This window comes from Bradyrhizobium sp. B117, from assembly GCF_038969555.1.
Classification (GTDB): Bacteria; Pseudomonadota; Alphaproteobacteria; order Rhizobiales; family Xanthobacteraceae; genus Bradyrhizobium.
Window position 1 is genome coordinate 8,251,348 of record NZ_CP152414.1, and the last position, 11,838, is coordinate 8,263,185.

Annotated in this window: 10 protein-coding genes; 5 read left to right on the forward strand and 5 right to left on the reverse strand. The window is 59.0% G+C overall.

Annotation, left to right across the window (positions count from 1 at the left end; genetic code table 11):
• Positions 1–1,224: 1,224 nt before the first annotated feature.
• Both AAFG16_RS39670 and AAFG16_RS39675 read left to right on the forward strand, forming a co-directional pair.
• Positions 1,225–2,424 carry a pyridoxal phosphate-dependent aminotransferase gene (locus AAFG16_RS39670; protein ID WP_342734156.1) on the forward strand — a complete coding sequence of 400 codons (1,200 nt, stop codon included), beginning with the start codon at positions 1,225–1,227 and terminating at the stop codon, positions 2,422–2,424.
• A gap of 35 nt (positions 2,425–2,459) precedes the next feature.
• The gene (locus AAFG16_RS39675) at positions 2,460–3,308 is read left to right on the forward strand and encodes an isocitrate lyase/phosphoenolpyruvate mutase family protein (RefSeq protein ID WP_342734158.1); all 849 of its coding nucleotides are present in this window, start codon (positions 2,460–2,462) and stop codon (positions 3,306–3,308) included.
• Positions 3,309–3,993: 685 nt separating this feature from the next.
• Here the strand turns inward: AAFG16_RS39675 and AAFG16_RS39680 are convergent.
• The 3 genes from AAFG16_RS39680 to AAFG16_RS39690 all read right to left on the reverse strand — a co-directional run bounded on the left by AAFG16_RS39680 (position 3,994) and on the right by AAFG16_RS39690 (position 6,293).
• Positions 3,994–5,019: a nucleotidyl transferase AbiEii/AbiGii toxin family protein gene (locus tag AAFG16_RS39680; protein WP_342734160.1), complete on the reverse strand. Its 1,026-nt coding sequence runs from the start codon at positions 5,017–5,019 to the stop codon at positions 3,994–3,996.
• Positions 5,012–5,602: a DUF6088 family protein gene (locus AAFG16_RS39685; RefSeq protein WP_081494606.1), complete on the reverse strand. Its 591-nt coding sequence runs from the start codon at positions 5,600–5,602 to the stop codon at positions 5,012–5,014. The genes AAFG16_RS39680 and AAFG16_RS39685 overlap by 8 nt, the downstream gene beginning before the upstream one ends.
• 238 nt (positions 5,603–5,840) lie before the next feature.
• Positions 5,841–6,293 carry a hypothetical protein gene (locus AAFG16_RS39690; RefSeq protein ID WP_342741111.1) on the reverse strand — a complete coding sequence of 151 codons (453 nt, stop codon included), beginning with the start codon at positions 6,291–6,293 and terminating at the stop codon, positions 5,841–5,843.
• Here AAFG16_RS39690 and AAFG16_RS39695 point away from each other — a divergent pair.
• Positions 6,249–6,917, forward strand: coding sequence for a hypothetical protein (locus AAFG16_RS39695; RefSeq protein WP_342734163.1), 669 nt, complete (start codon positions 6,249–6,251; stop codon positions 6,915–6,917). The two genes, AAFG16_RS39690 and AAFG16_RS39695, sit on opposite strands and share 45 nt — an antisense overlap.
• A gap of 46 nt (positions 6,918–6,963) precedes the next feature.
• On the opposite strand, the gene AAFG16_RS39700 is transcribed toward AAFG16_RS39695, so the two are convergent.
• The gene (locus AAFG16_RS39700) at positions 6,964–7,971 is read right to left on the reverse strand and encodes a CBASS cGAMP-activated phospholipase (protein ID WP_271608622.1); all 1,008 of its coding nucleotides are present in this window, start codon (positions 7,969–7,971) and stop codon (positions 6,964–6,966) included.
• A 140-nt stretch (positions 7,972–8,111) separates the two neighbouring features.
• On the opposite strand from AAFG16_RS39700, the gene AAFG16_RS39705 reads away from it, so the two are divergent.
• Complete coding sequence (locus AAFG16_RS39705; RefSeq protein ID WP_342734166.1) at positions 8,112–9,275, forward strand: CBASS cGAMP synthase; 1,164 nt, start codon at positions 8,112–8,114, stop codon at positions 9,273–9,275.
• Positions 9,268–11,373 (forward strand): ThiF family adenylyltransferase, encoded by a 2,106-nt coding sequence (locus AAFG16_RS39710; RefSeq protein ID WP_342734168.1) that lies wholly within the window; start codon positions 9,268–9,270, stop codon positions 11,371–11,373. The genes AAFG16_RS39705 and AAFG16_RS39710 overlap by 8 nt, the downstream gene beginning before the upstream one ends.
• A 30-nt stretch (positions 11,374–11,403) precedes the next feature.
• Here AAFG16_RS39710 and AAFG16_RS39715 read toward each other — a convergent pair whose 3' ends face one another.
• The gene (locus AAFG16_RS39715) at positions 11,404–11,781 is read right to left on the reverse strand and encodes an RES domain-containing protein (protein WP_342741044.1); all 378 of its coding nucleotides are present in this window, start codon (positions 11,779–11,781) and stop codon (positions 11,404–11,406) included.
• Between the last annotated feature and the right edge of the window lie 57 nt (positions 11,782–11,838).

The following is an 11,838-nucleotide window of genomic DNA, read 5'->3' on the forward strand; positions in this document are numbered from 1 at the left end:
CTGAGATCAACATCACGATCCGAGCTTGCCAACTGAAGAGACGTACGAGCCGCGTAATCGAACAGATGCTGCCGACGAATTCAGGTTCCAATCGAGCGCTTCCATATCGTCCCGAAAACTCGCAGCGAACGAGAACCATTCCACTTCTCTCGTCGCATCGGCCGCCGTTAGGAGCTTCAAAACCCGGCCTGCTACAGTTGGATGACAGTCAGCGAATAATTCGATCTAAACCAACCAAATACGCGATGCCCAAGACGAGATGTCGAAGGGCGCTGCGGCTCGAAGCAACGTGTTCCTTTCTGACAGATTGGCCGCGAAGAAAGTACGCGCTTGCTGCGATGGCCGGAGCACGCTTATGCTCGTTAAGATCCAGCGCAGCGCCCTATCTCGTTCGAAGCCGATCACCCGCGCCAGTCGCAATAATGGACTGCCTACGTCCGTCAACCCCTCTCCGGGTTGCCGTTGAGGCCCTGCAGACGCTCGTCAACCGCTGAGCGCTGGCTGCTTCGACAAGATGGATGCGAACTGCTCGCCCGTCGCGCCCCATTTACGATTGTTACCAATCCGAGGCTCGTGAAGATCTTCAGCCTCCCGTCGAAGTTGGATAGGACTGCAAACCAACTCATCAGCTCACCATGCATGTACACGACCACTCATCGTTTCAAGCACAGGTCAACGCGACCCTTTGATGTCCTTCAAGACCATTGGGGCATCGACGACTTTGCGGAATCTAATCTGCCTGGACGCAGCGCAATCGCCACCAGCCACTTTGCGTGCTGCTAGTGCGCTCTATCCGTCGGCACCCATTGCTCTAGCCGGGAGCGCCTTCCCACAGATCCGTCGTGAACATGCAGAGCGCGGAAACCGAGCTGGCGTGCCCCGGCGCAACAAGATCGATCACGTTGACTGATGACATTCAAGAACCGCAGACAGTTCACTCCGACGCGCGTCCGCGGCGGTTCCTCGCCGTACGAAGACACCTGGGGCTGCCAGGCGGTATCGAGTGCCGAACCGAGGCGGCTGGCCGTGCAGTCTCAACGTCCGCGAGTCTTCCATCGCCGTCTGGACGGTCCGCAGATGCGGCAGGTCCGGCGGAGACGGCAACTAAGCATCGCCACTTTCGATTATTTCATGCAAAAACATGATTGTGCGATTGGTTAGACTGTTTGGAAGCGGGTAGGAACTGTAAAGAATTTGTCCTTCCAAGTCCGCAGGTCCTCTATCGTGTCTCTCATTGCAGAGCGCCTCCGCGCCGTCCGCCCCTCTGAAACCAAAGCCATGACAGCGCGTGCCGCCGAGCTGCGCGAGCAAGGCATCGATGTGATTACGCTCAGTCAGGGCGAACCGGATTTCGACACGCCAGCCGCTGTTTGCGAAGCCGGCATCCGGGCAATCCGCGGCGGTCGGACGAAGTACACTGCGGTCGCCGGGATCAAGCCGTTGCGTCAAGCGATCCGCGAGAGCTTCAGCCGTGACCACGAGCTCGATTACGCTCTCGACCAGATCACGGTCGGCTGCGGTGCCAAGCAGGTTGTGTTCAACGCGCTCTTTGCCAGCCTCGATCCGGGCGACGAGGTTGTGATCCCGACACCGTGCTGGGTCTCCTATCCCGATATGGTGGCGCTCGCCGGCGGTAAGCCAGTTCTTGTCGCCTGCGATGAGCTCGATGGTTTCAAGCTCCGTCCCGAGGCGCTGGAGGCTGCGATCACGCCGCAAACTAAGTGGTTGATGCTGAATTCGCCGTGCAACCCAACCGGTGCAGTCTACAGCCGAAGCGAGTTGCTGGCGCTCGCCGCGGTGCTGCGGCGGCATGCGCAAATTTATGTGCTGTCGGACGACATTTATGAAAAGCTCACCTATGACGCCGACTTTGCGACCATGGCCGCCGTCGCGCCCGACCTCTATGAGCGCACTTTGACCGTCAACGGCGTGTCTAAGGCCGATGCAATGACTGGATGGCGTGTCGGTTACGGTGCGGGGCCCCTCCCGTTGATCAAGGCCATGAACCTCATCCAAGGCCAGACGTCGTCACACACCAGCTCGATTTCGCAATACGCCGCCATTGAGGCATTGTCTGGCGGACGAGACCATATCGATGAATTCGTGCGCGCCTTTCTGGAGCGCCGCGACCTCGTGATCAGCAAGCTGAACCAGGCGGAGGGGTTATCGTGCCGGGTGCCGGACGGAGCCTTTTACGTTTTTCCCTCCTGCGCGGAAGTTATTGGCAAGCGCACGCCCGGCGGCAAGGTGATCGAAACCGACACCGATTTTGCCACGTATTTGCTCGACGCATTCGCTGTGGCCGTCGTGCCCGGCAGCGGCTTTATGGCCTCGCCCTATATCCGCATTTCATATGCCTCCTCACTCGAGGACCTCACCCGCGCCTGTGACCGCATCATCGCCGCCTGCGCGGCCCTGTCCTGAAAGATCTGCCGATGCCCCCGGCCAAATGCCTCCGTATGCGCCTCTGCGAAACCAACCTCCTCCACATCATGGCTGCCCATAGTCCTCTTTCAGCGATTCTCGCCGAAGAGGCGGGATTTGATGGCCTGTGGGCCTCGGGCTTCGAGCTGTCAGCGCTTTACGGCCTGGCGGATATGAGCCTGATCTCGATGACGCAGCATCTGGATACGCTGCGGGCGATCGCCGGCCGCACGACGCTGCCAATCATCGCGGACATCGACACGGGCTACGGCAACGCCATCAATGTCATCCATGCTATCGGCGAATATGAGCGCGCCGGCGCCAGCGCCGTCGTCATCGAGGACAAGACCTTTCCAAAGGTCACGAGCCTTGCAGCCGATGGGCGCCAGGAGCTGCTGCGCATTGCGGAGTTCCAGGGCAAGATCGAGGCTGCCGTCGCGGCGAGACAGGAGCCGGATTTCCTCGTGATCGCCCGCACCGAGGCCTTGATCGCAGGCCTCGGCGAAGCGGAAGCTCTGCAGCGCGCCCACGCCTATGTGGACGCCGGCGCTGACATGATCCTGATCCACTCGAAAAAGCGGGATCCCTCCGAGATCGAAAGCTTTTCGCGCGCCTGGACCGATCCGGTGCCGCTCGTGATCGTGCCGAACGCCTATCCGGATCTCGACGCCGAACGGGTCAAGGCGCTGGGCAATGTCCGTATGATGATCTATGGCAATTACGGCATCCGCGCTGCTGCAACTGCCATGCAGGAGACTTTCCGCCGGATCATTGCTGACGGTGGCGTTCAGAACGTCCACAAGGATATTCTGCCGGTGGAGGAGATTTTCAGGCTCCAGAAGATGCGCGAGGTCAAGGCCGCTGAAGCTCGCTTCCTTCGCTGAACGCTGCGCTTTGATCCCTCCGCAACTCACGCATGCTTGCCCCGCCATCGCCTGCTTGAACATCTCGGCCGCCTTTTCAATTCGTGGTCGAACGGGACGCGAGACTTTTCCGTCTCGCCGCGCAAGCGAAGGTCCTTGAGTCGGAATACCTGTAGCCGCGTCGGATGCGCCAGATTTTTCAGCATGCAGCGGCTTTGCTGGCCGATATCCCGGTCGGCAGTTTTGGAGTTTATCTCGCCGGAAATGACGCGTCGTGCCACCAGTCGACATAGCTTAGACCGTCATTCTCCGTCACTTCGATCAACGACTTATCGCCAACGAGTTGAATAAACTGCTGCGGGGATTGAATCCGGCTGGTCCGCCCAATCCGCAACTGTTCGGGTGAAATCCCTTTAGCGCGTCGCCCGGCTACGGCTTCATGCTCCTGTTGGAGCCGGGAGAGAGGCGGCACAGACGGGTTCAACCTGCCCAACGACGGCGGCACACGCCTCAGGGTCTCTCGTGAAGTCCCTCTGCGGCAAGCACTTCTAATCTGTTGACTGTTGCTGCGGCGGCAGCCCCGGGAATCCGTAGCCGCCAATCCAGCACCTGTCGCTCGAGTACGAGCTGTAAGCGGAGTTTTCGTCGCGGTTTAGGTGATCTGCACGATAACTGATCGAGCTCAGCGCATGAACTCCGACCATCTCTAGATTTTCAAGGCTGGTCTGTTCGCTCGGCGTTCGATGTCCGCACACCGTTGCATTAGCGTCTCAAAGGTCTCCGGCTCATCCAGCAAGAGGCCGTCGTCGACCATGTGTTGATAGTCCTGTTCCAAAACGGCTCGCGCTTCGCCTTCAGGGACGAGCTTCAATGCACCATTGACTACCTTGTGATAGTCAATCGTCGTACCGGCACGGTCCTTTTCAGAGAAGAACCATGTTTTATGCCCTGCCACCGTGTTGGCCAGTTCTCGGTCTTTTAATGCGGCGTCCGCGATCCCCGCGTCATCCAGCCTCACGAGATCGTACCAGTGGCGAGCAAAACGCTCGCCTCGCAGTTTGCCCTGGACACAAAAAACATGGATGGCGGTCGCCTTCTCCCAGAAGGTGCGCTCCGCTTTCATGGTTTTCGGCCGTGCAGTGGGAAACTCGAGAGTTTCAAGATACTGGGCGGCGTCGCAAACCACGTCGTGAAGCTCGCTCGGCTCGCCGGTGGATCTTGCGCCGAATTCAAGCATGACGGCGGGGCTCACATAGCCATTGCCTGTCTCCAAGGGAGCGTATCGGACGAAGATTTTGTCATCATCGGCTTCCGCCTTTGCACTCAGCTTGTCGTTTTCCAGACACTGATTGACAACGGGAAGCGCCTTTTCTTTCACCCAAACTGGAAGTCGCTCTCGGACCTGGTCGCTCCATTTTTTGCCCTGGCTTCGGGTCTGAGGGACGGGATTGCTCTCGCTTGTTTTCACGAGATCAGGGGCTATTGCCCGAATATCGTAGGTAAGGTCGACGTCCTCTGAGAAGCGGCGGATTGCGCGGTACGCCTTGGAAAGGGAGGTTCCGCCCTTGAAAACGAGGTGCTCTCCCAGTGGAGAGGAAAAGAGTGCGTTCAAGCACCAAACAACCCAGACATCTTTCTCAAGGAGATGTGCCGGACGTCCTGAATTGGAAGCAGCAACGCCGAGCGCCTCTCGGCGCTCGGCGTCAGACAGATTTAGGAACCTGTCAGACATGTAGTTCGCTTACCGGCCTGGCAAGCCAAGTCGGCAATGAAGACGCCGCAGACTTGAGTTCCCTCACTTCGGTTGGTGTCAGTTTCTGACTGACCGACCGCAATGCTCGTTCTGCCGTCTTGGGACCCACCCAGGCAAGCGCACGCACCACCTCACCAGCACGACGGTTCGCCAGCGTAAGCTGCCAAAGCGGCGCATGCTTGAGCTGGACAACTTGCTTGCCAAGGTGGAGCTCGCGAGAAGGACCAGAGGTCAGGTAAACCTGACGGACAGGTACCTGCGTTGTCAAACCAAGATGGTTGGCCGCCGCCGCGCCGCTGGAAACAATGGTCTCACCACTGCGAGCCTTGGTTTCTTCGACGACTTTTTCGACCGACGGAGCTCTAACCCCGAAACGGCTTTCGACCGGACGCAGATACACCCCTCGCCTCGCGCGCAGGAGCTTTCCTCGCTCGGCAAGACGCGAAAGGGCCTGATCGACAGCAGCACGCTTTCCAAGGTGCAAAAGCGCCTTGGCAGCAATCGGCGCGCCTTCGGGCAGTTCTTTGGTGACTTCCAAAATCCGGGTGCTAAGGGCGGTCATGGCTCTCACTCCAGTGTCAGAAACATAGGAGAACTTCTGACACCCTACAAGAGCTAGATTTCAAAAAGGTTTTCGTTGCCAAATCAATGATTTACACGATTGCGGCCGATTCGGACCTTTTTTTTGGAGACAAAAAGGTGGTTCCTGCCCTCCCCGTCCAGCGTGCTGGGCTGGATCGGTATTCAGATGGGCCTGGTTATCGGCGGAGCAACCGCAATCGCTTCCCATATGATATGAACTAGCGACCCTCAACGAGGGTTGCCCGCCTCCCACCCACGAAGATCTCCAGATCCCGGGAAAACAGGCAGACGAGATCGACACCGCGGCTCAGCGACAATGAAATTGCGCTGTTGTAAGCCGCACCCCTGTTTGCCTCTGCCGCACCAGATGCTGTTGTCGCGACAATGCGGTAAGACCAGCCCGCGCACTTATAGGAGCTGGACTTCCTCGATCGGCCGAACGCAACCGCTCCATCGTGGGCGCTCTCGTTATCCGCCATTGCTTGCCGAACCCGGCTGCCAAAGTCCTCGCCAAAGACAAAGCCTCCACTCAGCATCGGAACGCGAAGCATCGAAACACAATCCGGCGGCTCTTCGCTTCCGGTGAAGAACACGACCAGCAAAGGGTAGCGAGGAAGTCCTTCAGAATGTACTTTCCGAAGCAGCGCTTCGATAATCATTTCCTCAGACATTTGCTTCGGACATGCCTTCAGGCTTTTCGATCTCAGTTATCATCATCGTTGCGGCCGCGGTCTGGGCAATTTCACTCCTGTACTGCGGTCTGGGCAATTTCACTCCTGTACTTCGGAGTAGACCTATCCTGGGATTACGCCAAGCCATTTTCGGTCACGGTCGCGGTCGTCACCGGCCTCTTGACGGCCTTCGACCGGGTATTATGGCGGCACTGGCCGTTCCGGCTTTTTCACAAGAGACCCGACCTCTCCGGCGAGTGGGGCGCTGAGTTATTGTCCTCCTACGCCGAACAGGGCGGCCGAGAGAACAAGACGATAACCGGCGCCGCCACGATTACGCAAACCTACACATCGTTATCGGTTCGATTGGTGACAGGCGAAGAGCCCAACACAAATAGATCCTTTCAGCTAGCTGGACGGCTGATCCGTCACAATGACGGTGTCTATGAAGTGATTGGCGTTTACCAGAGCGACCCCGACATTCTCGCCCGCGGCACGCAGACCGAAATCCACTATGGCGCATTCCGCTACCGCGTCATCGGTACGCCGCCGAAGAAGATGAGCGGTCATTACTGGACCGATCGCAATACCAAGGGATCGATCCAACTCAAGAAACGCCTATGAGAACTTGGTCTTCCAGGTACCGACTTTAGAGCGTTCGCCGTTCAATCTAAGCCGAGGTCACGCCGGGAAAGTCGGGCGGATCGGGCTTGTGAGTCAGAAATTTTTGAAGTGCAGGATCAGCAGAAACCTTCTGGAAGCTACCTTCCGCCAAGCCAAGCAACGTGCCTTGAGCGTTCGCGTCAGCAACATCCAGGGCCAAATCTGCCTGCTGCTCTTCCGATTGGGTGGCATCGATTCGCAGATAGCGTTCGCCCAGTTGGTGGCGCAGCATGTAATCGACGAGCTGCTGCTGTGAGGAAACGATCGTTCTCAATAGCCGGCCTCGCATCATCCATTTCGCGCTGCCGAGATCGCGACCGAGGGATCGCTTGAGGGAAAATCCGGTCGAAGTGGTGCCGATGCTGAGGATCGAGATCTGACACACATCTTGCTTCAGAAAGTGCGTTGCCTCGTGCAGGGCACATTGGTCAGGGGCATTGGCGACGAGACCGCCGTCGGCATAGTGCGCAGCGCCAACCTCCGCCAGTGGGAAGTAGGTCGGCGCGGCGCTGGTCGCCATGACCACGTCGACCAATCGCCGCTTGGGATCCAGCGTGAAATCCGGGTGATGGCCCGTCTTGAACATCTGGACACTCCCCTTCGTCATGTTGACCGCGGGGATGATCAAGCGGTGCTTGCAGGCAGCCAGCATCGTTTGGTCGCCAATAATTTCGGAAACAACGCTCCGCAAGGCTTCGCCATCGTATTTCGGACCAAGCACTGACCGCCCCGCGTCGATCCAGCCGAACTTCGGCCGCGGCCGGCCCGAAAAGATGTCTCGACCCCGCTCGATGAAGAGGTCTCGCATCCGGGCAGCCGGCACATCCAGCGAAACGCCCGCTGCAAGGATCCCACCGACGGAAGTGCCAGCGATCAAATCAAAACAGCTTCCAATGGGTCTGCCAGCCCTTTTCTCCAGGCGGGCAAGGATCTCGGCCGCGTACAGCCCGAGGTACCCGCCCCCGCTGAGCGCAAGTATCTGAAACGGCTTCTTTTTGGTGGATTCTGTTGTCAATTCGTTCTCCAAAGCCCCCCCCCAAAAGCGCTATTCTATAGCGTAGCCATCGATTCGTGCCGCTGGATGCAAGCCGTCCCCGACGCCCGGATCGCCGAACCGTCGGTGGCGAGCGAGCTGTAACCAGAAAAGGTACCACTGTGGCAAACGTCGATAAGCTGCTTCACGGCGCCCAAGGGGGCGTCGATCTTCTTGCCAAGCTCGAGCTGCTAGCTGACGAACAGGACAAGCTACAAAACGCCAAGCGAAAGATCCGCGCCCATCTGAGGACGGTGATCGCGAGCGAGACGAAACGGCAGTTCGGAAGACAGATCACACCGCGCTTCTTCACGCAGGGCAGCGAGGCGTACAAACTGCTCAATCGGCGCGCATGGATGCCGCCGCAGCAGATTGACGTTGACGACGGCCTCTATCTGCCGATGACATTCGTCAAGGGCAACGGTCCCGCCGAAGCGGCGAAACTCTACTTCGACATTATCGACGCGGCCCTGAAGGTACTGATCAAGCGCGAGAAGTGGAAGGGCTTCGAGGAGAAAGACACCTGCGCGCGGGTCATCATCGACGATTGCCTCCACGTTGACGTCCCCTTGTATGCCATTCCCGACGATCAGTTTGGCAGGCTGACTAAGGCTGCGATGGACCGGGCTATTGCCGACTCCGAAGACAACATCGACTTTATGGGTTCGCGAAAGATGCGGATCGACCGCTGGGATCAGGTCGATTCCGACAAGGTTCTGCTCGCGCACCGCAAGGACAACTGGAAGCAGTCCGACCCGCGAAAGATTCATGACTGGTTTCTCAATGCCGTCGATTTCTATGGCGAACTCTTGCGGCGCGAATGCCGCTACCTGAAGGCCTGGCGGGATTATCACAAACTTGAACATATCTCGTCGATCATACTGATGGCCTGCGCCTTCTACGCATTCGAGGACGTTGGCCATCTGAGTGTCCCGCGCCGCGATGATCTCGCGCTCCTCGAGGTGACTTCGCGCCTGGCCGATATGTTCGCCGGTGAGATTCTCAATCCGGCCGACACCGCTGAAGTTCTCGGGTCATCCTGGACCCGCGAGCAACGTCAGCAGGCCATCAAGGCTGCCAACGCGATGCACGAGCAGCTGGATGACGCAATCAACCATTGCTACCTGCCAGAGGTCGCCGTGGACCATCTGAAAGCCGTCTTTGGCGAGCGAATTCCCAATCGTCCCGATCTTGTCAAGGCTCACGCCGCTGCGGCTGCGGCTGTTGTAGCTGCACCGGCCATCATCTCGCCGGCGCCGTCTGTGGGACGGTCGACCAGTGGATGAGCAGGAGGTCCTCCGAACCATCGATGCGGCACTAAGACAGGAGGGCTTCAAGAAGGATTGGAGCCAGAGCGCGCATCCATACTACGTCGGCCGGATCGAACGGCATGGTCTGGAGGCCGAGGTGTCGATCGAGGTGCCTGACCTTGATTTCGTCGATCCGCCGGTCATCAAACTGCTCTCGCGCGGCAAAGCGGAAGGTAAGCGAACGCCACATTTGCTCGGGCCGGACGACCTGGTCTGCTATGTCGCAAAAAGCGCCATGGTGTTGGATCGGTACGATCCCGGCGGGACCGTTCTGCAATGTCTAAAGCTGGCGGAGAAGGTTCTGGGCGACGGGCTTCGTGGCCGCTCCGATCTCGACTACGTCGACGAATTCAGCCAGTACTGGACCGCCGGGCCTTCAATCCTGGTGGATCTGCCAGAGGGTTTTCGAGGCGAAGGTGAGATATTCTATGTCGGGCTATCGCGGACGGCTAAAGACAAGCTGGTGCTGGCACCGAAGGACGGCCTCGCCCCTTCCCTCAAGGCACTACATGCGGCTAACCGCGGCATTAAGGCCACTCCGGAAACAGTCCCCTGCCGGATCGTGCGCGTGGACCGCGATCTTGGCGCAGATCGAGGCGGAGCCCTGCCCCGCAATCTTCGAGGCCTTGCCGCATTCCTCGACAGGATTGGCGTAGCACACGAATTGAAGCTCGCGCTGGAGCTGGGCACCGGTCTGACGCGTTGGATCGCGATCTGCGCACCAAATGCCATCTGTCTCGCCGAGATCCAGATTCCCAAACGATTTGATCGCCCCGAATTCATGAAATCCCGGAAGTCGGCCCTGCCCAAGCTCCTGCTCGACCGCACCGAGGATGTGGCGGTCGAACGCCATCTGGGTTCTCCAATCGATGAGCGCTTCCTCTACCAGCGCAATCTTGGGACTGTGCCAAGCCTCGCCGGAAAGAACATTGTTCTGATCGGTTGCGGGACCATCGGCGGCTTTCTCGCCTACAATCTCGCGCAAAGCGGCGCCGGGTCGCTAGGAGGATGCCTCACGCTGATTGACTCCGACAGATTATCGCCGGCCAATCTAGGGCGGCATATTCTCGGAATCTCATTTCTCGGCCAGAACAAAGCGGGCGGTTGTGCCGAGTACATTCGCGAACAGCTTCCGCACCTTGCGGTCGACAGCCGTCCTGTGGACGCGACAGCGATCCTGAAGCGATTGTCGGGCGACCTGGTCATCGACGCAACGGGTGAGGAACCGTTCTCCATCGCCTTGAACCATCATGCCGTGTCGCAGCGACCGAACTATCCGCCAGTTCTTCACGCCTGGATTGTCGGCAACGGCGGTGCGGCTCAGGTTTTGCTCTGCGACGGACCGGAGCACGGGTGCTTCAAATGCCGAAAGCCCAACCTTGCTGGCGAGCCGCGCTACCGGGTCATGCGTCCAGACTCCGACAACGAGCTGCTACGCAATCCGGCCTGCGGAGACGGGCTCTATGCACCGTTCCCGGTCTCGGCATCGATGTCAGCGGCGGCCTTGGCGCTCGACCTCGTTCTCGCATGGAATAGCGGCGAGCCAAGGCATCGCTACCATGAACCTCACACCCGCTCCAGAGTGCCCAGCTTGCCAAACACGGGCTCAATGATCTTCCGCGCTGGCATGCGGCTCGTCGTCGTCCACAACCAGGTGATGATGAGGATAGAACGCTACTTGCGCGTTCCCGAGAATGCGACAGAGGCTGGAGGGATCCTGATCGGCTGCTACAGAGGTCCCCACATCGAAATCACCGAATGTTCGGAGCCTCTGCGGCGCGACCGCCGTGCACAACTTCGGTTTGATCGAGACGATCCCGGGCATCAGGGTCTCGCCAAGAGGCGATGGACCGAGAGCGGGCGCACTCATACGTTCGTTGGTGAGTGGCATACGCATCCCGGATTTTCGTCGACGCCATCCGGGACCGATCTCAAGACGTGGCGAGAGGTCACGCGGAACAACCTCGCCGGGAGCTCGGTCTTCCTCATCAAAGGCGGCGATGGCTGGTGGGCGGGCCTTGGCGTCGGAAGAATATTGACAAGGATGTCGATCGTTCCGTCCGACGACGAATGACCGCCACTGCAGTCTTGATTGTTGATCGGCTCAAGGGGCCAACTCGACCATAAGGTCGTCCAGCACAGTCGCGAGGCCGGCCACGCCGCTCAGAGGCTGCACTCCGATAGCTTTCAATTTTGGCACCGCGCGGTCGAAGAGGTTCGTTTGGCCGTTTGACCGTGACGGATAGACGATGCCGTCTGGCCCGGACGGATGTTCGTGCCAAGCGAGCGACCAATGTCGCGCCAGCGTTTGCCTTGAGGCCCGCGCAACATCGGTCGGAACTCCCATACGGACAGCACCGTCGCCACGCAAGTCAACCATATTCAAGTGAGAAGCAATCTCGATCGTGACGTAGTGTCTGTCTTGAAACTCGTTGGCGACGCGACTCCTTGAGGGCCAGGCCACGCGAGGGCCTGACGCCATCTGCGGGACGCCCAGGCCAGAATGCGCAGCGCAGGTCGATTTCGTCAAAAACGCCGT

Coding starts and splice junctions, on each gene's coding strand:
- AAFG16_RS39675 (WP_342734158.1), top strand. CDS start 2,460: ATGCGCCTCTGCGAAACCAACCTCCTCCACATCATGGCTGCCCATAGT.
- AAFG16_RS39680 (WP_342734160.1), bottom strand. CDS start 5,019: ATGTCTGACAGGTTCCTAAATCTGTCTGACGCCGAGCGCCGAGAGGCG.
- AAFG16_RS39685 (WP_081494606.1), bottom strand. CDS start 5,602: ATGACCGCCCTTAGCACCCGGATTTTGGAAGTCACCAAAGAACTGCCC.
- AAFG16_RS39695 (WP_342734163.1), top strand. CDS start 6,249: ATGTACTTTCCGAAGCAGCGCTTCGATAATCATTTCCTCAGACATTTG.
- AAFG16_RS39690 (WP_342741111.1), bottom strand. CDS start 6,293: ATGTCTGAGGAAATGATTATCGAAGCGCTGCTTCGGAAAGTACATTCT.
- AAFG16_RS39715 (WP_342741044.1), bottom strand. CDS start 11,781: ATGGCGTCAGGCCCTCGCGTGGCCTGGCCCTCAAGGAGTCGCGTCGCC.